We start from the raw sequence: 21,382 nt of genomic DNA, 5'->3' as shown, positions 1-21,382 counted from the left end.
AGCACGAGCTGCAAGACATGCTTTGGATGCGCTTTGCGCTTCAGTTTGGTGTCGGCCACTTCATAGCTGAAATCTCCAAGTTCCGAGGGCTTATCCACGCGCTCGAGGAAGTCCGACCAGCCGCCCCAATTGCCCGAGAGAAACGCGCCCTGAAAGACCACTTCTGCGCCACTGGCCAGCGCAATGCGGCTAGCCTGGGCATCCTGCTCCAGCTCCCCGCGCTTGATCTCAATCACCTGTTTACCCTCAGCCTTTAGCCGAGCGAGCTGCGCCGCCTCATGTGCATCGCCCTGTTTTTGAAGAAGCTCGGCGTCCTCAGTGTCTTCTCGTGGCTCGGGACCCTGACCCTGCATGTAGGCCAGATCCAGTGCGGTTGCATGGCGGCAGCCCGTGAAACGCATGAGGTCGGATGCCGACAAAAGAATGCCTCCGTCAAATTTCCTCATGCGCACACCCAACCAATTCACAACCAGTGAGAGAATCACCTCGACACAACTCAAGGTCATCAATAGCGTACATGGGTGTCAATCTCTGTCACGGGTGCGCATGAGTTTCTCGAAAGCACAGGTTCTTCTTCGGTTGGCCCGAATCGCGGCAACCCGACATGGCGGCATCAGTCTGGACGACATTGCCGCCGAATTCGAAGTTTCACACCGGACGGCGCAACGCATGACGGAGGCGCTGGAAACCACCTTTCAGAACGTGACCCACCATGACGGCCCGGACCGGCGCCGCCGCTGGCGCATCGCTGACCCAGTAGCTGCCCGGTTGGAGCTGCGGACCGAAAGCGCGCTGGAAGCTTTGGAGATTTCCGTCAGGGCTGCTGAGGGCGAGAGCCGGTTGCGTCATGCGCAGGCCTTGAACGACATACGCGACGGTATGATCGCCCGGCTCCCTCCCAAAGATGTCGCACGTGGCGAGGCGGATGCCGAGGCCGTTCTCTTGGCACTTGGGCAGGTGGCAAGGCCTGGACCGAAGGTCATGGTGGCACCCAATGTGCTGGACGCCATCATTGAAGCGCTGCGCGGCCCGTTTCGGATGCAGATGCGCTATCGTTTACCGGATGCCGCGCCACGTATCATCGAGCCGCACGGCCTATTGAGCGGCCATCACAGCTACCTGGTGGCACGCCAACCAGAACGCGGCGACGAACTGCGTAATTTTCGACTGGACCGGATCTTCGCGGTCGAGGTGCTGGATGACAGCTTTGCCTTCAAGGCTGGATTTTCGCTTGAGGATTACGCCGCCCGCGCCTTTGGCGTCTACCAGGATCCGGCGCAATATGGCGAGGTCGTCTGGCGCTTCGCCCCCGAAGCTGCCGAACGTGCTTCCGAGTTCCGATTTCACCCAACGCAGCAGTTTGAGCCCCAGCTCGACGGCAGCTTGGTCGTGCGCTTCCACGCGGCTGGTTGGCTGGAGATGGCCTGGCATCTCTATCAATGGGGCGACAAGGTCGAGGTTCTGGAACCGCAGGGCCTTCGCGACCTTGTCGAAGGCCACCAGAGAGCCGATTTTGACGCACTTCCCTGACATGTTAGCAACAAGGATTTTGCCATGAACGATCCACTCGATCACGCCACCTTGAAAGCCAAGCAACGCGCCATTCGTGACGGATTTCCCGAAACCATGGGACTGCGTGTTCACCGCGCGATCAGCTGGATTGGGCGGGCCGAGGCTTGCGGCGAGGATCATGACGCGCGTTTCATTTTTCTTTGGGTTTCCTTCAACGCGGCCTATGCTGACGAGAGAGAACTCCAGACTTTCGCTCCCAGCGAACGCGCAACATTCTCTGGCTTTTTCGACAAGATGGCGCGTCTGGATGGCGAGAACCGCATCTATGGTGCCATTTGGCAGAGGTTTCACGGCCCCGTCCGGCTGTTGATGGAAAACCGCTATGTGTTTCATCCGTTCTGGCAGCATCACAACGGCATCCCCGGTTATGAGAACTGGCAGGAGCGTTTTACCGCATCGGCCCGCAGCTTTGCTCAGGCCTTTCAGAACGGCGATTGCGCCAAGGTACTGAGCTTTGTCTTTGACCGCCTTTATGTGCTGCGCAACCAACTGGTGCACGGCGGCTCCACTTGGAACAGCGGCGTCAACCGCGCACAGGTTCGCGATGGTGCTGCGATCCTGGAATTCCTGTTACCGGTCTTCGTGGACATCATGATGGACAACCCGCAAGAGGACTGGGGGCGGCCTTTCTATCCGGTGGTCAATTAGGTGTGGTGGTGCCTCCTTCTCAACTCGGTCAAATTGGAAACCCGAAGGTCTCCCGCAAATCAAACCGTGCGATTGCACCAATGGAATGGCGTAATGGCGATGTGGTCGAGATGGGCGCCCGCAAAGGAGACGTCGAGAGCGGATGCGTAGGCGCTGGTTTTGGCTATACTGCCCCCATGAAACAGGAAACGATTTCAGAACGCCCTGCGAAGGTCCGCGCCCTAGAAGCGCTGTCAGAGGCATTCTCTCGTCAGTACCCCGACATTGCGCTCGACCCGAAGGGCTACGTCGCGGATTTCCGCGGTGCCCTCCTTCCGAGGGTTTCGCCCGAGGATTTCGAACCGGACCTGTCATCCGGAGACGGCAACGGACTGAAGACCAAGTTCCGGGCGGCACACTCTTCATCGGGGCTGGTGGTGAACTGTTTTGCACTGTTCAGGCGGCGGATCGCTCATCTGAAGATGCCGGGACACGCCGCATTCATGAACTCCAGTTCGAACGGAAATGTCCCACCGGGCTTCGAGGCGGGCGGGCTCCCAACCTTGATGTCGTGCTATCTGGTCCCGACAATGTCGTAGCGATCGAGTCCAAGCTGACCGAATACCTCTCTGGTCACCGTCCGAAGTTCTCTCCTGCCTATGATAAGCAGATCAGGGATACGCGGCGCGATCAGGGATACTTCCACGAGATGCTGCGTCTCCAGGATCGACCGGACCATTACAAATGGCTCGACGCTGCACAGCTCATCAAGCACGCTTTTGGTCTGTCTCGCACCTTTCCCAACCGTCCCGTGACGCTGCTATATCTGTTCTGGGAACCTGCGAACCCGGACGCGCGTTCCGAGTTCGCGGCTCATCGTGACGAGACGGAGGAGTTCAAGATGCGTGTGGCAGGATCGTCACCGGCGTTCGAGGTGTTCAGCTACCCGGAACTTTGGAACTTCTGGCGCGACAACGCATCGACGCCAGCATGGCTGCATGAGCATCTCGAGAACCTGAGGCGACGTTATTTAGTCAGCATCTGAGCGCTTCAGAAGCTCGCATTCAGCTGTGACCAGCCGATGGTGGCGCTCAATCCGCCCGCAACCGTCTCAACCGCTACGCCGATGAGGGTGTTTTCGGTCGCACCCGTGGTGCAGCGCTTGGCCTTACACAGGCAACAAATCCTCGGGTTCACCACTTGCGTGAGACAGGAAAAAGTTGCCCCCAAGTTGCCGAACGGCTCAATTCAAGCGGCTACCCTTCGCTGGACGGCAAACCCTGGACAACAGACAACGCTCGGAAGTTCACAAGTAGCCATTTGCGTGATGAAGGTTTCCTGCATTTTTTAGCAGGCCCCTACAGTCACACCTGAGTCAATTCTTGATGGGGACCAACAAACAGAACCCTTTTGCGGGGCCTTGCACGCGAGATGATGGCGGGCGACATGGGGGCGGCCGCATGAAACCAGTCGCCACACCCGACACCATCACGATCCACGTCCCGTTCCGCATCACCAAGCGCGGCGGGCGCAAGGAGGTGCAGCTGCCCGACGGCGCGCCGGTTCAGCGCAGAACCGACAACACGCTGGTCAAGGCACTGGCCCGCGCCTTCCGCTGGAAACGCATGCTGGAAACGGACGAGTTCGCCACCATCAACGAACTAGCCGAGCGCGAGGGCATCGCGCCCTCCTACATGACCCGCGTCCTGCGACTCAGGCTGCTCGCGCCCGATATCGTCGAGGCGATCTTGGACGGGAAGCAGGGGCCGGAGGTGACGCTGGCGCGGCTGCTGGAGCCGCATCCGGCAGAGTGGTCGGCCCAGAACTTTTAAAACCATTCAATTTCAGACTGATAGCTACATATGAAGGATGTCCAGCCAACCACACGACCGGTCCATGCGAGCGAACGCAAAGGCAGAACGTTACATGAACATAGGCCATCATCTAGTGTGTGAACGCCACTCAGAGGCTGAATCTGGACGAATCCTCCAGTCCGGGGTTGAAGATGATGCTACTTTGGTGATAGATGGTGCGCAAAATAGAGCTTGAGGAACATGCCCCGACCAAAAGGCAAGAAGGACGCTGTCCGCTTCACGGTGAGCTTGGACCCTCAGCTCCACGCGAAGTTGCTTCGAATCGCAGAGGCCAACGACCTCTCGCTCTCATGGGCCGTGCGCCGCGCAGTGTCGGAGTTCGTGGAGCGTCAAGACGAAACCAAGCAAGCCGAATTGCCCTTCTCGCAATCGGTACCGAAGGATTAACATGAACCGCCGCAGACCGATATACCTGGATTATCAATCAACTACCCCGCTTGATCCAGAAGTGCGGGCGGCAATGCTCCCATTCCTTGAGGACAGGTTCGGCAACCCGCATTCAGAGCATCAACTAGGCTGGGAAGCCGCTGGGGCAGTGGACGAAGCTCGTCGCGCCGTGGCTGACCTTATCGGCGCTGCGCCTGGCGAGATTATTCTCACAGCGGGCGCAACTGAGGCAAACAACCTCAGCGTGATGGGCGTCGCGCAGCGTACGCGGCGCCGGCACATTCTGGTGTCCGCCATTGAGCATAAATGCGTTCTTGCTCCGGCGGCAATCCTCTCGAAACAGGGCTTTGAAGTCCAGGCAATCCCAGTCGACGCAGATGGGATCATCGATCTGGAGCGTTTGGCGCAGCTTATCCGGCCCGACACGGCATTAGTCTCTGTCATGGCTGCCAATAATGAAATTGGCACGCTGCAGCCTTTGGAACAGATAAGCGCGCTCTGCTCCGAAGTGGGTGCGCTCTTCCACAGCGACGCTGCACAGCTCGCCGGAAAAATGCCTCTTGATGTGCTCGCTCTCGGCATCGACCTGCTGAGTTTGTCAGCCCATAAATTCTACGGGCCTAAGGGTGTCGGCGCGCTCTACATCGCTGGCAATGCGCGCTCACAGATAGCTCCGATCATGTATGGTGGCGGTCAGCAGGACGGGATGCGCCCTGGCACACTTGCACCGATGCTCTGCGCGGGCCTTGCGGCCGCTGCGGAGAAGGCGATTGCCCAGCAACATAGAGATGAGCAGCATACAACAGCACTCAGGGCGCGGTTGCTAACCAGCCTACGCGAGAGGATCCCCAGTATTCGGGTCAATGGCTCAGAGGCAAGCGGCCTCAGTGGCTGTCTAAACATTCGCATTCCCGGCATCGACGCACATGCTTTGCTGATGATGTTGCAGGCAGAACTTGCCGCATCAGTGGGATCCGCCTGCAATGCCGGCCTGATCGAGCCCTCGTATGTGCTTGGCGCGATTGGCCTTACACCCGACGAGGCGCGCGCATCACTGCGCCTCGGCTTCGGACGCTTTACCACACTTGATGAGATTGATCAGGCAGTAGAGCTGATCTGCGAAAAGGCGTCCCGCCTGTCTCAAGCCGTCGCTGCGGAGTGAGGCGAAGATGGATCGCCGAACCCTCGCAAGATTCCCTCTGCCTCACAGATTGGATAACACGTCCAAGAGGAGCATTTTATGATAAGAGGCCCCCTCGCCAATCCTGCTTTCCGGGCCCAATTCTCCGGCCATGAAACCTTTCCGCTTCGCCATCTCTGGCTGAAGAAGGCGTACGATCAGGTTGCCGTTGCCAAGGGCGGCGTCGCGCCAAAATCTCTGTTCAACGACGCTGAATCCATTGTCACCTTCGGGGTTGGCAAGAATATGGTCGGCGCTATCCGCCATTGGGCGCTTACCTGCGGAATCTTGGAGGAAGACGGCGATGTTTTCCGCACTACGACCATCGGCGACTATCTGTTTGCCGATGCGACCGGCGTCGACCCCTTCCTTGAGGCTCCCGCAACGCTATGGCTGCTCCATTGGATGATGGCGGGTACGCCTGAGCGCAGCACGACGTGGTTCTATGTCTTCAATCACCTCGCCGTTCAGACCTTCGACCACGACGCGATTGCAGCGCCGCTCCGCGACTATCGCGATCAGCAGAATGCGCGCTTGAAGAATAAGATCCGCGCATCCGATGCGACCATCAAGCGGGACGTCGAGTGTTTCTTGCGGAGCTACGTGCCAACCCGTCAGGGCAAGTTCAGCGATGATCTTTTTGAGCCGGCCTTGGTGCCGCTCGGTTTGATCCGGGCTGTGAGCAGCAAGTCCTATCAGTTCCGGCGCGGAGCGAAGCCGACCCTACCCGATGGCATTTTCCTCTATGCGCTTCATGAGTTCTGGATGCGGCATGCGCCGCACCAGCAGACGCTCTCGGTCGAAGCGCTGGCTTTCGAGCCAGGCTCGCCGGGGCGTGTCTTCAAGCTTGATGAGGATGCGTTGGTTGAGCGCTTGGCGCGTATAGAGGAAAGCTCTGCCCGCGCTTACCTCTGGTCCGACACGGCCGGGGTTCGCAACGTTGCGCGCCGCTCGCACAACCCTGATCCCATGATGTTCTTGGCCTCCGCCTACGAGACCGCCACGCAGAGGAGTGCCGCATGAGCAAGCTGTCCGACATCGTAACAGTTTCTCGCCGGTTCCAGCGTTCGCTCCGGCTCGACACAGATCACGCAATTGATGGCGCCTTGCAGGGATACGTGTGCCATGGCTCCAGCCGGCAGGCGATAGAGACTATGGCGCGACTATTCCAGGAAACAGGTCAGCGGGCCTTCACCTGGACCGGTCCCTATGGTGGAGGCAAGTCAAGCCTGGCGCTTTTGCTCTGCCAAATACTCGGCGGCAGCTTCGAGCAGAACCAAGACGGCCTTGAGCTACTTGGAGATATGCCCTGCTTTCATGACGCCTTCCCACAGGAGGAAGAACCGTGGCTTGTAGTCCCCCTCGTTGGACGCCGCGCGGATCCAGTATCTGATCTTCGCGAGGCTTTGGCAGATGCGGTCGCACGGGAGGCTAAGCCGGCGCGCACCAAACGCCGCCAGATCGATCCGGCAGGTCGGGATGTAATCGAGCGACTCGTGAAGGAAGCCTCTGCACGACCAGAGGCCGGCGTGCTTCTAGTCATTGATGAACTCGGCAAATACCTCGAAGCAGCGGCTGACGGCACTGCTGACATACACTTCTTTCAAGATCTTGCTGAGGCTGCCGCGCGCTGCGAGGGCCGGCTGCTGATCGTTGGGGTCCTGCACCAATCCTTCGACCAGTATGCGCGTCGTTTCGGTGCCGAGATGCAGGAAGACTGGGCCAAGATTCAGGGCCGCTATGTGGATATCCCGATTGTCACTGCCACTGATGAGGTGCTCGATCTGATTGGCCGTGCCCTGATTCATTCGGATGAGGCTGAGGTCCCCGCCGCTATCATCGAGACTGTGGCCGGCGCCATTCGCCGACGCAGACCTGGTAGCCCTGAGGATCTTTCCACGCGCTTGGCTGCGTGCTGGCCGCTGCATCCAGTCACGGCGTCGTTGATTGGCCCCTTGTCGCGCCGGCGCTTCGGCCAGAACGAGCGCAGCGTGTTCGGCTTTCTCAATTCTGCTGAACCGGGCGGGTTTCAGGAGTTCCTGAAAACCCATGAGGCAGGCGGGACGCTCTATGACCCGTCACAGCTTTGGGACTATCTTCGGGCGAACCTAGAGCCAGCCATCCTGGCCTCGCCGGATTCCCATCGCTGGTCGCAGGCGGTCGAAGCACTGCAGCGCTGCGAGCACCGGGGTGGGCCACTGCATGTGAAATTGGCCAAGAGCATTGCGGTAATCGAACTATTCCATGGCGGCAGTGGCATCCTTCCAGAGCGCAGCATACTCGAAAGCTGCACGCCGGAGGCCACATCTGAGGAAATTGATCAGGCGCTACAGCAGCTTCAGGAATGGTCTGTTGCGGCGTTCAGGGGCCATTTAAATGCTTTCGCTCTGTTCGCCGGCAGTGACTTCGACATCGAGACGGCCCTGAGTGAAGCACAGGCTCAGCTCGGCGAACTCAACCTGGATCGCTTGTCAGCTTTCGCTGATTTGCAGCCAGTCCTTGCCAAGAAGCATTACTTCACCACGGGCACTCTGCGTTGGTTCACGACGGCGCTCACCTCGCCGCAGGCCGCGCCGAAACTGGTTGAATGCTATCAGCCGACCAATGGGGCTTCAGGCCAGTTTCTCTTGGTGATCCCCGATGATGAGGTGCCAGTCGCCCAGCTAGCGCAGAGCTGCTGTGACGCGTCTCGCAGAGCGGGCGGCTATCCTGTGGCACTAGGCGTGCCTCCCAATGCGCAGCATATCCGTCGAGCTGGCTCGGCCCTGTTGGCTTTGGAGGCCATTCGCCAAGGGCACCCGGAGTTGGAGGGCGATGCGGTTGCGCGCCGAGAGGTAGAGGCACGGCTCGCCGTGGTTAGCGCGGAGTTAGAAGATGCCCTCCGCAAAGGTTTTGCCCAAGCGACCTGGTATGTGCGTGGTGTCAGCTACGAGGCCGGCAGCACCAAAGCGATCGCGCAGATTGCCTCAACTCTGGCGGACGAAACTTTCCCTCTGACGCCGCATATCCGCAGTGAGCTGGTGAACCGCGAGCACCCCTCCCGAAACAGCCAGGCCGCCGTACGTGCGTTGTTGCACGCCATGGTCAATCACTCAAATGAGGATGATCTCGGCATGGAAGGGTTCCCGGCTGAGATGGGGCTCTATCGCACCGTCCTCAGAGCTAACGGACTGCACCGCAAATACAATGGTACCTTCGACTTCCGTGCACCGACCAAGGCAACCGGCTCGAGCCTAATCCCCATGTGGGATGCAGCCAAGGAGCATGCCCAGAACCGGGATGGCGAGTTCCCCTTGTTGGACGTCTATAGCCTATGGCAGCAGCCGCCGTTTGGGGTGCGCTCTGGCTTGCTGCCTTTGCTCGCTGCAGCCTTTGTCCTAGCCCATCGCTCTTCGATTGCAGTCTATATCGAGGGCATCTTCCAGCCGGAGATCAATGACTACGTGATTGATCGGTTGCTGCAGGACCCACGCGATTTGTCCCTCCGGCATGTTGACCACAAGACGGATGGAAAAGCTCTGCTCAAAGCACTGAGTGAAGAAATAGAAACCGTGACGGGACGAGCGCCCGAACCGAAGCCTTTGGATATCGCACAAGCCTTGGTGGAATTCGTAATGCGCCTGCCGGACTGGACCCGGCGCACGTCCTCTCTATCCAAGCAATCGCAAGAGCTTTGCCGGATCATGCGCGCTGCCAGTGATCCTCACCGCACCATCTTTGTCGACCTGGTGCAGCTAGGCGGTCGCGACACTCCAGAAGCTGTAGCGGCTGAAATCGGCGGGATGCTGCGTGAGCTGCATCAAGCTTACGAAGCAATGCTGACCCGTCTTAAGGGCAAGATGCTGGATGCACTTGGCCATGATGGCGGCCCGCTCATGGACCTGCAGCGCCGCGCTGAGACAATCAAAGGTATCTCGGGCGATCTGCGCTTGGACGCTTTCGCCTCGCGCCTCCAGAGCTTCTCCGGAACCCTTGCAGATATGGAATCCTTGGCCGGTTTGCTTGTTAACAAACCGCCCCGCAATTGGAGTGATCTAGAGCCCAGCCGAGCGGCGATGGAAGCCGGCCAGCTTGCGCTGGCCTTCCGCCAAGCCGAGATGCTTGCCAAAGTGCAGGGCCGCGATCCGAGCCGCCATGCGCTTGGTGTGGTGGTCGGTACGGGCGAACACGGCACGACGGCGCTTCGAGCTGTCGAGTTATCGGCCAAAGAGCAAGACGCTGCCAAGGTTCTCGCAGAGACCCTGCAGGACATCCTTGCCCAAGCGGGCGTAAGTGACGCCGTGGCGCTCGCCGCTCTGGTAGAGGCTGGGATGCAGCGCATGAGCGATACCAATGACGATATAAGGAGCCAAGCAGTATGAGTACGCGCCATGTTCTGGGCTTGTCCGGCGGGCGTGACAGCGCAGCACTAGCTGTGTTCATGCGCCAGACTTATCCGGATCTGCCGATCGAGTATTTCTTCACTGACACGGGCAAGGAGCTGCCTGAGGTATACGAGTTCCTGGGTCGCTTAGAGGGCTTCCTCGGAAGACCTATTGCGTATCTCAATCCTGACCGAGATTTTGATTTTTGGCTCAAGGAATATGGGAACTTCCTCCCCTCTCCACGCACACGCTGGTGCACGCGCCAGCTCAAGCTGCGTCCCTTTGAGAAGTGGGTGAAAGACGACCTCAAGGCCGGCACTGAAATCATCAGCTATGTTGCGATCCGCGCCGATGAGCCAGCTCGTACCGGGATGCAGTCCACCCATCCCAACTTGAAGATCACTTTCCCTCTTCAAGAACATGGCCTCAACAAGGCCGCAGTGGTGGAACTTCTAGAATCCTCGGGTCTGGGCCTTCCAACCTATTATGATTGGCGCTCCCGAAGTGGCTGTACCTTCTGCTTCTATCAACAGAAGATCGAATGGGTACGTCTCAAGCGAACCCATCCGGAAGCCTTCGAAGAAGCCAAGGCATATGAGAAAACAGCCCTTGAACATGGCTCACCGTTCACATGGAGCGATCGGGAATCGCTAGCCGAACTAGAGCAACCGGAGCGAATAAAGCAGATTGAGGATGACTACGAGAAGCGCCTAGCGCGCGCAAAAGCCCGCCGCCCGAAGAATCCGCTGCGCGCAAACATCGACGACATCGAGATCGATGACGCCTATGGCACTCCGGAGGTCGCTGCAACATGCATAGTCTGCCACAAGTGACCATAGTTTCCAGCCCGCCACACTTGCGCCACTTCACGGAGAAGCCGAGCGTCAGCGTGGGCGAGGTAGTCAGTACCGCGTTAGATGCTCAAGACTTTAAGAGCATTGATGCAATTGAAGGACCTCTTAGAGGTTTTCGAATGACCAATACATCCACATCTGTTGAGCGCCCTACCGAACGCATCAAAATCGATGTCGAACCTCGGCTGCTGCTCGTGACGTCCGAGCCTTACGCGGTGCTCACCAAATTTGGATATCAAGTCGCCGTCGCAGTATTTGAAAAAAAGAAGAGGCGATCCTACGAACTCATGATTGGCTCCAAGAGCTTATCTCTAGCGCTGTCGGCACTTGTTGAAGAGAATAACAATCGCTTCCTTGGACTCGAATTTTGGGTGCGCAAGGAAAGCGACCAGAAAATGGCAAAGTATATTGTTGAATCATGAGCTGCAATCCTAATACCATATCGCGCCCATTTACGCAACGCAATATAGAGAGATTGCCTGAGGATGCCTTTGGTGTTTATGGGCTTTGGTACAACAAAATATGTCTATACATTGGCAAGGCTGAATTTCAGCCAATCAAGAAGAGGCTAATGGACCACTTCATCAACTGCCACAACCCCGACCTCAAGGACTGGCTTCGAGCGTTCTCAAAAGATATTAAATTTGCGGTTAAGCCAATTGAAAATAGATCTTCGATTCACAGTCTCGAGCGGAAGTTCATCGCGCTCTATGCCCCACGAACCAACAGGACGAAATAGGAGTGACCACTGATGACAACTACCCTCCCAGCGATGCGCGGAAAGTTCGGCTCTACGGAGTTCTTTATCGTAACTATGCCAGCCAGCCAACTCGAAAGGACCCTCCGGCTTCCAAAAGAGCTAGATGGGTGGGAAGATTTCACCATGGAGGAAAGATTTCAGCGAGAAGTGAATTTCAAGCGAGTCAAGGAGCATATTGCTCCGTACTTGGCTAGCGACCCTGACCGTTTTTTCGGCGCCTTCATAGTTGATATATATAATGGCGATGATGTTGAATTTGAGCCACTGAGCGAAATAATTAAATCCGTCCCAAAGCACTATCAAAAAGGAATAAGTGAGTTTGGCTTCTTGATCCTTCAAGGTGATGAAGTGTTCGTGCCCCTTGATGGACAGCACCGGCTCACGGCCATCAAGTTCGCAATAACAGGGCGGGACGAAAAAGGCGCGGAGATTTCGGGGTTAGATCCCTCTATAGAGGTTGGAGCTGATACCTGCACCTGCATCATGATAAAGCATGATACAGCCAAAGCCCGCAAGATATTTAACAAGGTAAATCGCTACGCAAAGGCAACTTCAAAATCGGACAATCTGATTACGGCGGATGACGATGTTGTCGCTGTGATTACAAGGGAAATTGTTCACGCCCATCTTAGCGATAGAATCGTCAACTTTAAATCAAACACGCTTGGGAAGTCCGCCCCGGAGTTCACAACTCTCAGCACGCTTTATGAAGCGACGGGTGCTGTCTTGGAGAGTAGTTTGGGGGTAAACAAGAAAATTGATAGAACATCCCTGCCTCCAGAAGCTGAACAAAAGGTGCTGAAAACCGCGGCACACGGCTTCTGGAAGGACTTCGTAGAGAAGATGAACGATCTCAATGCACCCTTGATGGATCCCACAGATTCTGGGGACGATAAGCGGAAGCAGTTCCGAGCAGATTACGTTCTGGGAAAGCCGATTGTGCAGCTAGCTCTAATTGAAGCAATCGTCAGGCTCGCGGAGCCAGATGACGCAGGAACCCGCCTTTCCTCTGATGAGATTTACGCGCGAGTTAATAAAGCTGATTGGACTGTGGCGAACTCTATTTGGCAGCGAGTTCTAATGAACGGTGATAAGGTCATCACGGGACAGCAGGCACGAAAATTCGGGGCGCGCTTCATTGGATACTATCTTGGAGAGCGACTCGAGAAGGTTGAACTCGCGACGCTTGCTAAGCAATACGAAGAGCTTTTCGACACTCCTGGTACAAAGCTGCCCGCACCAATCGCATGATACATCGATTGCCTTCAGCAAAAGGAGTCTTCGTACTCAAAGTGGCTTTGTTATGAGCCAGATTTCTGAGTTCCTTGCGCCGCTTGCAGCGCGGATGCCCCGTGCCGTCCGCGACATTGAAATCCTGCGGATTGCTGCTCAGCTTGACGGCGACGACTTCGGTGCCGCGACAGAACAGGCCCGGCGCGCGGTCCTCGCGTGGGCGAAGAAGCGCGCCGGGGGGGCGCTTCCGCTAGAAGCTTGGGAAATGCGAGACTTCGACCTTCCTCGTGGAGGCCGAAACAGTTCGGCGGTGCGGATCGAGACCGATGACACGGACCTTTGGGCGCTGCGCGCCGAGGATCCCGACAAAGATGTAGCTGGGCGGGTGTGGTCCACTGAGGTTGTGATCGGCGGCAAGCTTGGTGAGCGGCCACATGTCAGTCTGAGGCTCATAACCAGCACCAATGAGGGCGATTTCCAGATCGAGCCTCATGTCCCTGGTCTCGTCCTGCAGCTGATTGAAGGACCGGGCCTCGTCCGAGGCGGCCGTGTTCTCGGATCGATTCCCCGAGCGATCGAGAGCGAGAACGCTGCGGAGGATCTTTGCGATCACCTGGAGGACCCCGAGCGCAGGCTCCCGTTGTTCGTGGTGACAATGCCGGAAGGCGTCTCGGATCGCACTTTGATCGCCGACGAAGTCATCGCCAAGGCTACCGCCGGCATTGCCCGAGTCGTACGCGTACCTGCCGATCTGACATGGATTCTGACGAGACGTTTCGGACGTTTTCGTTCAGTCTTCGGTGGCGCGGTCCGTGTCTACATGCCGGGTTTCTCACCTGCCGACGACCCCTACAGACACCGTCTGTTTCTGGCCGAACACCTTGCGTCCGAAGAGGGCTCCGCAGCTTGCGCAGTTTGGCTCAGGAAAACAGCTGCTGACTTTAGCGTGACCAACACGAGGCTTGGGCGCTCTGTGCTCGACTTTACGATGGTCAGGACCGCGAGCCGGAGGTTGCGGACCGATCGGGTGAGAGAGGCAGAGGCTCCGGAAGCCGAGCTGTTGGAAACAGCACAGGAACTGGTCGATAGCCTAGAGAAGCAGGTGGAGGAAAAAGACAAGGAGATCGACAGCTACATCGAGGTCGCAGAAGCTGCCGAGGCACGCGCACAGGAAGCAGAGCGGGAGAACCGCGCGCTTCTGTACCAAGTTCGACAACTCAAGCACGTACTCGCAAGGGGTGGCGATACCCCAACTACAGAACCACCCATTCCGCAGGAGTGGCCTGAGTTTCTGGACTGGCTAGATCAGACCTATCCCGACCGTATCGCTCTCACACCGGCAGCACGACGCATGGTGAGGGCACCGGAGTTCGAGGACGTGGCGCTTGTGGCACGATGCGTCTCTTGGTTGGCTTCAGAGCACTACGACCGCCGGCTTGACGGAGGAGGTACTCTCCGCGATGCAGCTATAGAAAGTGGGATTCGCAATGCCCTCTGTGGGGGCGATGAGTACGAAGCGGAGTGGAATGGTCGCCGCCATGTCGTCGACTGGCACCTGAAAAACGGTGGCAATGTGCGCGATCCTAAAAGATGCCTCAGGATCTACTATTTCTGGGAGCCAGATACCCAGCGGACAGTCATTGACCACTTGCCAGCGCACCGCAGAACCGGAGCCACATAGTCGGCGAGTGTTCGGTCCTAGTGTCATCTTGGGCGAGTGCCACCGTCATCGAAGCGATGAGGCCAGCCTCGGAAAAACGGCTTAATTCCATACCCCTACAAGCTATTCACCAAACACGCGCAGTCATGAGGTCCGGAGAATATCCGCCCTGAGGGTGCTGTCAGACAGATTCTAACCAGTCTCGGCAAGGGCAGGATTGCTGTTCCTTATGCCGCGCAGAGATTGCGCCACTCAGTGAGAGCAGCGGCGCGGTTTTGCTTGAAGTTGGCTCGGGAGGTGAGGCTGCGTTCCTGATTGAAATGATTGTAGACGGAAGCGTGAACGGCGGCGAATTTCTGCAGACTTCGCATCCGCCGAAAGCGCAACATCGCCCGTTCCCGTCGTCGAAATGGTAAGTGTGAATTCTCAGCACGGTTGTTCAACCAGCGCCCCGTTTCCCGGCGATGGCCAGCGTCGATTTCCTTCAGGGCGGCGCCATAGGTTCTGAGTCTGTCGGTCACGATCACTTCGGGGCGGCCGTGCCTTTTCATTGCTTTTCTTAGGAATTTCAGCGCAGCTTTCTTGTCACGCCTCTTCGTAACGAAGCTTTCCAGTACTTCGCCTTCGTGATCCACAGCTCGCCATAGGTAATGGCGTTCGCCATTGATCTTCACGAACATCTCGTCGAGGTGCCAGCGCCAGCGGCTCGAACGCATGCCTTCGGTCCGCCGTTTCCGGATCTCGGCCGCGAACATCGGGCCAAACCTGTGCCACCAAAACCGAACGGCCTCGTGGCTCACGTCGATGCCCCGCTCGTGTAGCAAATCTTCCACGTTCCGGAGCGACAGCGGGAACCGAACATACAGCATCACCGCCAGCCGGATGATCTCGGGGCTGGTTTTGAAATAGCGAAACGGGGATCGTTTGGTCATGGCTGGGCGCTACAAATCCGCCCCACCCGTCTCAAGCCGGTTTATCTGACAATGCCCTCGCCGGTGACCGCATGCACGACCTGTTCACCCGTCATCTCCTGCCAGCGACGGATGGCGACATCGACGTAAGCCGGGTCCAACTCGATCAGCCGCGCCCGGCGCGCGGTCTTCTCGGCCGCCAGCAGCGTGGCGCCGGACCCGCCGAACGCATCCAGCACCACGTCGCCACGATGGCTCACATCCATGATCGCGTCCGCCACCAGCGCCGTCGGCTTGACCGTGGGGTGATCGGCCAAATCGGCCTCGCGCCCCTTGCCGAAGCTGTTGACCCCGGCATAGTCCCAGACATTGGTGCGGTTGCGGCCATGCTTGCCCAGCTCCACGTTGTTAATGTGCCGCGCACCCGGCTTCTTGAAGATGCAGACCATCTCGTGCTTGGAGCGGTAGAGGCTGCCCATTCCGCCATTGGTCTTGTTCCAGACGCAGAGATTGATGAGGTCGAGACCGCCGGCCTTACCCATTGCGATCAGGTCCTCGATGTGGCGCCAGTCCATGCAGACCATGGCGATGCCGCCCGCAGGCAGATTGGCCACGACATGGGTCAGGAACGTCTGGAGAAAGCCGCGGAACTCCGTGTCGGTCATCTCGCCCGAGGCCATGGCGAACTCGCGGTGGCTGCCATCCTTGCCCAAGCGCACATGCCCCTGCACCGGCACATTGTAGGGCGGGTCGGTGAAGACCATGCGCGGCACATCACCATCCAGCACAGAGGCATAGCCGTCCGCTTCCAATGCATTGCCGCAGAGGATGCGGTGATCCCCGAGCAGCCAGATGTCGCCGGGCCGGGTGATGGCGACTTGTGCCGGGTTCGGCTCTTCAACGGTTTCCGGCTGACGCGCATCCGTGTCACCGGCACCGCCGATGAGGAGGTCGATCTCCGCCACCTCGAAGCCGGTGATGTCGAGACCGAACTCCAGCTCGCCATCCAGGCTCAGGTCCATCAGCTCGGCAAACTCGATCTGCAGCGCCGCCTGGTTCCAGTCGGACAGTTCCGCGAGCCTATTGTCGGCGATGCGCAGGGCGCGCACCTCGGCCGGGCTCAGGTGACCGGCCACCACGGTCGGCACCGTCCGGAGCCCCAGCGCCCTCGCCGCCTCGAACCGGCCATGACCGGCAATGATCACGCCGTCGCCATCGACCAGGATCGGGGTGACGAAGCCGAACTGTCGTACCGAGGCTTTCAGCTTGTCGATGCTCTTTGCCGTGTGAACGCGATTGTTGTTGGCGTAAGGCTTGAGGTCTGCAATCGGCGTCTGCACAACCTTTTCGGCCATCCAGACAGGGGTGGTCGATGCCGCGGCATCGGGGGTCTTGGGTTGAGTACGCATGCGCGCCTCCATTCATCTGGGCTGTCGCAACAGCCGGGGAAAAAATGGATCGCATCGGGGAAATCGGAGAGAGCATGAACAGCAACTCCCCGGATCCAGCGATCCGGTTCATTGCCTCTTTCGATGCTCCCTTTGGGCGTTCGGGCCCGGTGAGTGCTTCTGGCAGGATATGAAGGCCCTGCGTGAGGCACCCCGAAGATAGTCACCCAGCCAGCAAGAAGCAAGTTTTTTGTTTATTTACCGCGCGTTACGACACCTACGATTCTTCGTTAGCGCCAGCGGATTCAGGCTGGACTACCGGCGCGAACCACGCATCACTGGTCCCACGCCCGACATGTTCGGGCTCACCTCGGTACCGGGGCACGGCATCCCGCCCCCCTGAACACGAGGAGACCAGACATGCCCAAAACCAAACACACCAAGACCGATAGGGTGCAAGCCCTGCTTCGCCGCCCCGCAGGTGCCAGCCTCGCGGACATCTGCAAGGCCACCGGCTGGCAGCAACACTCGGCCCGGGCCGCCCTCAGCATGTTGCGCAAGAAAGGCGCAACGATCGAACGCCGCGCATCGGACAAACCGGGCGCGCCGGCCACCTACCACCTCGTTGCCGAGGCGGAGGCGCAGGCATGACCTTCCCAGCGGAAATCGCCGAGCTGGAAGCGATGGATCGGAAGGGCTTGCTGTTGCTCTGGCAGCAGCTGTTCGACCGCCCTGCCCCGGCAATGCTGAGCCAGCCCTTCCTACGCCGCTTCCTCGCCTTCGAACTGCAGGCCCGCCGTCATGGCGGGCTCTCCCGGAAGGTAACGGCCGCGCTGGACAAGGGGGCGGACCAAAAGCCACGGCCGACGCCCCCGGCCCTCAAACCCGGGGGACGCCTGCTGCGCGAATGGAACGGGGTGACCCATGTGGTCGATGTCACCGAGGACGGCTTTGCCTGGAACGGGCGGTCCTACCGCTCGCTCTCGGCCATCGCCCGCGAGATCACCAGGGCGCACTGGTCCGGGCCCCGTTTCTTCGGTCTCACCGAAAAGGGCGCCAGATGAGCCCGCGTCGCAAAGTCCGCTGCGCCATCTACACCCGCAAGTCCTCCGAGGACGGGCTGGACCAGGACTTCAACTCGCTGGATGCGCAACACGAGGCCTGCGCCGCCTATATCGCCAGCCAGCGTCACGAGGGCTGGTCACTGCTGCCGCAGCGATACGACGATGGCGGCATCTCCGGCGGCACGCTCGAACGCCCTGCCCTGCAGCGGCTTCTGGAAGAGATCGATGCCGGGCGCATCGACATGGTGGTGGTCTACAAGATCGACCGGTTGACCCGCTCACTCACCGACTTCGCCAAACTCGTCGAGCGGCTCGAACAGGCCAACTGCTCCTTCGTCTCGGTGACGCAGGCCTTCAACACCTCGTCATCCATGGGCCGACTGACCCTGAACGTGCTGCTGTCCTTTGCCCAGTTCGAACGCGAGGTGACGGCCGAGCGCATCCGCGACAAGATCGCCGCCTCCAAGAAGAAAGGCCTCTGGATGGGCGGCAACCTGCCCCTGGGCTACGACCGCCACCCTGATCCCAAAGCCCGCACGCTGGTGGTGAACCAGGAAGAGGCCAGCACCGTCCGGCGCCTCTTTGATCTCTACGCGGAACTGCGCTGCCTGCGCCGGGTGGCGGAGCGGGCCGCTGCCGAGGGATTGCGCTCGAAACGGGTTGTCCGAGCTGATGGCACCGTCAGGGGCAATCGCCTGCTGTCGCGCGGCCAGATCTACTACCTGCTGCGCAACCCGGTCTATCGCGGCCAGATCCGCCACAAGGACAAGCTCTGGCCCGGCCAGCACCCGGCGATCGTCGACGAGGACCTGTGGGAACGGGTGCAGGAGAGGATGCGGCAAGCCTCACAACGGTCCCGCGCGCAACCCTCACCCGATACTCCATCCAGAGGGACGGCCCCCGGCGCCTGGCTGACCGGCAAGCTGCGAGATGACACCGGCGATTGGCTCACCCCGACCCACACCACCCGCAAGGGCCGACGGCTACGCTACTACGTCTCCAACAGGCTGATCTCCGGGGGCACGGATCCCACCGGTTGGCGATTGTCAGGACCAGCATTGGAGACGGCGGTTTGCAACATCGTGATCACACATCTGCAGGAGGCATCCGCATCGCACCGGATCCTCGCGCAGCCGGAGGCCGGGTCCGCATCTGTAATCAAGTCCGCGGTCGCAAAACTGGCCACCCGGCTCCGCGACACCGGCGGAACGATTTGCGCCGGCCTGCTTGCCTCTGGCACGCTCAAGCGCGGGCGGATCTGCCTCGACCTGGACGGCAAGGCCCTGGCAAGCACGCTTGGCCATTCGCCAGACGGTCTGAACCCGGACCTGCTCAGAATCGAAGCGCCTTTCGACCTGCGACGCCGCGGCGTCGAAGCCAAGATCATCGCCGGCGATGTGCAGCCTCACCCGGATCCGCATCTCCGCTCCATGCTGATCCGCGCCCATGGCTGGGTCCGCAATCTGAAAAGTGGCGTCCAGCTGGTCAATATCGCGCGCCGGGAACAGGTACCCGCCACCTTCATCCGCACCCGCGCCCAACTCGCCTTCCTGTCGCCGAAGATCCAGGCCGCGATTCTCGACGGCAGCCAGCCGCCGGAGCTTACCCTCAAGCGCCTGGTCAGCGTCACCCACCCGCTGGATTGGGCGGAGCAGGAGCGCATCTTCGGCTTCTGAAACTCGCCGAAATTCCGGCTTCCCTGATACCCGGTGTGACGTCCCTGTTCCGACGCAGAACTTCCCTGTTACCGTGAAAAAATTCCCTGTTCCACAGCTTAGGGAATTTGGGGCGTAAATCATTGATATCACGCCATTATCACAAAGGCGAAATCAGGAATTTCCGCCAAAAATGCCGAAATTCCCTGTAAACTCCTTGTTATCAGGGAAAATCCGCCCAAAGCGACCCCGCGAAAATACGGAACTGAGACTGGCGTCAGAACCGTGCCCTAGTTGTGCTTGCTAGATCGTCTCTGATAGAAAACGGGTATGGTAAACCGCTGAAGTCTCGACAGAAATCCCGGAAAGAAAGTATCAATGAAGTGAGACGGGACTGGGTGGCGGGGAGACAGGGATTCGAACCCTGGGGACGCTCTCACGCCCAACGGTTTTCAAGACCGCCGCATTCGACCACTCTGCCACCTCCCCGGCGCTGGCAGCGGTCTAAGGCCAAGACCCGGCCGTGGCAAGCAAAAAGAGGGATTTCTTGCCGAGCCCGGTTCCTCTGTCTTTTCTTGCCGATACACGCGGGCTATGATCCGCGCGATATGGTTGCGGCATACTGGCAACAGAACCAGAAGGCGGCAGCTAGGACGGGGTCCGACCCGGCCATACAGGCAAGGGAACGCAAAACATGGAAACTGCGACACAGACACGCTTTGGCCGGTGGACGGCGGCTGTTGCGATAATGGCTTTGGTGGCGTTGAGCGGTTGTGATGAGGCGCTGCTGGCTGGCGGCCAGGCAAGCAAGCCGAAGCCCGATGGACAGCCCAACGGCGGAGCAACCGAGCTTCTTCCGGACATAGCAGGCCCCTCGCAACGCGACGTCGAAGCACCGGACGTTTTTCAGGTGACCGAGGCCGGCCTGTGGGACGGACGCCCGTCACTGGGTGGCGTCTGGGTGGCCCACCCCAACGTAGCCCAACCCGAACGAGTCAAAATCACGAATACGGCCAATGACAAGTCGGTTACGGGCGCGTTGTTCCGGCGCGAACGGAATCTGCCCGGTCCGGCGCTGCAGGTGTCCTCGGCGGCAGCCGAGAAACTCGGGTTGCTGGCTGGCGCGCCGGCGCGCCTGACCGTGGTGGCTCTGCGCCGCGAGGTGGTCGAACCCCCGGCACCCGAAGCGGAACCGGCTGAAGATGTCGCCGCGGACGCCGCAGACAGCGCAACCAAGGACGAGACGCCCGACAAGACCGACTCGGAGGCGACTACTGCGCCGGAAGAAAAACCCGCAAAGCGGAAATGGTGGCAAAAGAAGAAACCCGACGAAACCGCTGCGACCGGTGCGGCAGCCGAAGTGGCGGCGGGCGCTGCGGCCGTTGCCGCGACGGCGCCCCAGCAGGCGCCCCCCGCCTCTGACGCGACCGCCACCCTGGCCGACCCCGTCGTGACCCCGCCGGCCGAGAAACCGGCCAAGCGAAAATGGTGGCAGAAAAAGCCCAAGGATGAAATCACGGAGACCCCGCTGGACCCGATTGCCGGCGCAGCTGCCGCGATCGAGGCCTCCGAAGCCACACCAGCCAGCACCGGCTCGGAATCGGCCAGTTCAAACCTGACAAAACCCTTTGTGCAGATCGGGACGTTCAGCGAAGAGGCAAATGCCAAAGCCGCCGCTGACAAGGTCAGCAAGAACGGCCTGTCGGCACAGGTTCAACAAGTGACTTCGGGCGACAAACAGGTCTGGCGGGTTCTCGTGGGTCCGGCTGCCACAAGGGCGGAACGCCGCGCAATCCTCGGCGACATGAAGGATCTCGGGTTCTCCGACGCCTTCATCGCCGCGAAATAGACAG

19 protein-coding genes, 1 tRNA gene and 1 pseudogene are annotated in these 21,382 nt (G+C 59.4%); 17 read left to right on the top strand and 4 right to left on the bottom strand.

From position 1 onward, the window contains the following. Window positions 1–446, bottom strand: a pseudogene (locus AC2FMN_RS03225) (TM0106 family RecB-like putative nuclease); the annotation flags it as partial. 100 nt (window positions 447–546) lie between these two features. Between AC2FMN_RS03225 and AC2FMN_RS03220 the strand changes: the two are divergent. The 13 genes from AC2FMN_RS03220 to AC2FMN_RS03160 all read left to right on the top strand — a co-directional run bounded on the left by AC2FMN_RS03220 (window position 547) and on the right by AC2FMN_RS03160 (window position 14,532). Beyond that, window positions 547–1,530, top strand: a complete 984-nt coding sequence (locus AC2FMN_RS03220) for a helix-turn-helix transcriptional regulator (RefSeq protein ID WP_496686214.1) — start codon at window positions 547–549, stop codon at window positions 1,528–1,530. Between the two features lie 24 nt (window positions 1,531–1,554). Further along, the gene (locus AC2FMN_RS03215; RefSeq protein ID WP_496686212.1) at window positions 1,555–2,220 is read left to right on the top strand and encodes a hypothetical protein; all 666 of its coding nucleotides are present in this window, start codon (window positions 1,555–1,557) and stop codon (window positions 2,218–2,220) included. 176 nt (window positions 2,221–2,396) lie between these two features. Then, window positions 2,397–2,798 (top strand): hypothetical protein, encoded by a 402-nt coding sequence (locus tag AC2FMN_RS03210; protein WP_496686220.1) that lies wholly within the window; start codon window positions 2,397–2,399, stop codon window positions 2,796–2,798. Then, window positions 2,699–3,244 (top strand): PGN_0703 family putative restriction endonuclease, encoded by a 546-nt coding sequence (locus AC2FMN_RS03205; protein WP_496686218.1) that lies wholly within the window; start codon window positions 2,699–2,701, stop codon window positions 3,242–3,244. The genes AC2FMN_RS03210 and AC2FMN_RS03205 overlap by 100 nt, the downstream gene beginning before the upstream one ends. A gap of 415 nt (window positions 3,245–3,659) precedes the next feature. Beyond that, the gene (locus tag AC2FMN_RS03200) at window positions 3,660–4,031 is read left to right on the top strand and encodes a hypothetical protein (protein ID WP_496686210.1); all 372 of its coding nucleotides are present in this window, start codon (window positions 3,660–3,662) and stop codon (window positions 4,029–4,031) included. A gap of 222 nt (window positions 4,032–4,253) precedes the next feature. Further along, entirely contained in the window at window positions 4,254–4,460 is a 207-nt protein-coding gene (locus tag AC2FMN_RS03195) for a CopG family ribbon-helix-helix protein (RefSeq protein WP_496686207.1), read from the top strand. A 1-nt stretch (window position 4,461) separates the two neighbouring features. Further along, entirely contained in the window at window positions 4,462–5,622 is a 1,161-nt protein-coding gene (locus AC2FMN_RS03190; protein ID WP_496686205.1) for a cysteine desulfurase family protein, read from the top strand. 78 nt (window positions 5,623–5,700) lie between these two features. Beyond that, window positions 5,701–6,663 (top strand): DUF4007 family protein, encoded by a 963-nt coding sequence (locus AC2FMN_RS03185; RefSeq protein WP_496686203.1) that lies wholly within the window; start codon window positions 5,701–5,703, stop codon window positions 6,661–6,663. Further along, a complete protein-coding gene (locus AC2FMN_RS03180; RefSeq protein WP_496686202.1) occupies window positions 6,660–10,001 on the top strand; it encodes a hypothetical protein in 3,342 nt (1,113 codons plus the stop codon). The genes AC2FMN_RS03185 and AC2FMN_RS03180 overlap by 4 nt, the downstream gene beginning before the upstream one ends. Next, on the top strand, window positions 9,998–10,837 hold the full coding sequence (locus AC2FMN_RS03175) for a phosphoadenosine phosphosulfate reductase family protein (protein WP_496686200.1): 840 nt from the start codon (window positions 9,998–10,000) through the stop codon (window positions 10,835–10,837). Before AC2FMN_RS03180 ends, AC2FMN_RS03175 begins: the two co-directional genes overlap by 4 nt. Beyond that, window positions 10,834–11,280 (top strand): hypothetical protein, encoded by a 447-nt coding sequence (locus AC2FMN_RS03170; protein WP_496686199.1) that lies wholly within the window; start codon window positions 10,834–10,836, stop codon window positions 11,278–11,280. Before AC2FMN_RS03175 ends, AC2FMN_RS03170 begins: the two co-directional genes overlap by 4 nt. Before the next feature lie 329 nt (window positions 11,281–11,609). Beyond that, entirely contained in the window at window positions 11,610–12,869 is a 1,260-nt protein-coding gene (locus tag AC2FMN_RS03165) for a DNA sulfur modification protein DndB (protein WP_496686198.1), read from the top strand. A 52-nt stretch (window positions 12,870–12,921) separates the two neighbouring features. After that, entirely contained in the window at window positions 12,922–14,532 is a 1,611-nt protein-coding gene (locus tag AC2FMN_RS03160) for a hypothetical protein (RefSeq protein WP_496686195.1), read from the top strand. A gap of 206 nt (window positions 14,533–14,738) precedes the next feature. Here the strand turns inward: AC2FMN_RS03160 and AC2FMN_RS03155 are convergent, their stop codons facing one another. Beyond that, complete coding sequence (locus tag AC2FMN_RS03155; protein ID WP_496682741.1) at window positions 14,739–15,443, bottom strand: IS6 family transposase; 705 nt, start codon at window positions 15,441–15,443, stop codon at window positions 14,739–14,741. Window positions 15,444–15,484: 41 nt separating this feature from the next. Continuing rightward, a complete protein-coding gene (locus AC2FMN_RS03150; RefSeq protein WP_496686193.1) occupies window positions 15,485–16,831 on the bottom strand; it encodes a site-specific DNA-methyltransferase in 1,347 nt (448 codons plus the stop codon). A gap of 399 nt (window positions 16,832–17,230) precedes the next feature. On the opposite strand from AC2FMN_RS03150, the gene AC2FMN_RS03145 reads away from it, so the two are divergent. From AC2FMN_RS03145 to AC2FMN_RS03135, 3 genes are read left to right on the top strand one after another with little or no spacing between them, the layout of a single operon-like run. Beyond that, window positions 17,231–17,461, top strand: a complete 231-nt coding sequence (locus tag AC2FMN_RS03145; protein WP_496686191.1) for a DUF3489 domain-containing protein — start codon at window positions 17,231–17,233, stop codon at window positions 17,459–17,461. Further along, window positions 17,458–17,874, top strand: a complete 417-nt coding sequence (locus AC2FMN_RS03140; RefSeq protein ID WP_496686188.1) for a DUF2924 domain-containing protein — start codon at window positions 17,458–17,460, stop codon at window positions 17,872–17,874. The genes AC2FMN_RS03145 and AC2FMN_RS03140 overlap by 4 nt, the downstream gene beginning before the upstream one ends. Then, window positions 17,871–19,550, top strand: coding sequence for a recombinase family protein (locus AC2FMN_RS03135; RefSeq protein ID WP_496686186.1), 1,680 nt, complete (start codon window positions 17,871–17,873; stop codon window positions 19,548–19,550). The genes AC2FMN_RS03140 and AC2FMN_RS03135 overlap by 4 nt, the downstream gene beginning before the upstream one ends. 378 nt (window positions 19,551–19,928) lie before the next feature. Here AC2FMN_RS03135 and AC2FMN_RS03130 read toward each other — a convergent pair. Continuing rightward, a tRNA-Ser gene (locus AC2FMN_RS03130) sits at window positions 19,929–20,018 on the bottom strand. A gap of 205 nt (window positions 20,019–20,223) precedes the next feature. On the opposite strand from AC2FMN_RS03130, the gene AC2FMN_RS03125 reads away from it, so the two are divergent. After that, window positions 20,224–21,378, top strand: coding sequence for an SPOR domain-containing protein (locus AC2FMN_RS03125; RefSeq protein ID WP_496686184.1), 1,155 nt, complete (start codon window positions 20,224–20,226; stop codon window positions 21,376–21,378). The last annotated feature ends 4 nt before the right edge of the window (window positions 21,379–21,382 follow it).

The organism is Ruegeria sp. BHSC037, from assembly GCF_059613045.1.
This window is presented reverse-complemented; position numbering and strand designations above follow the sequence as displayed.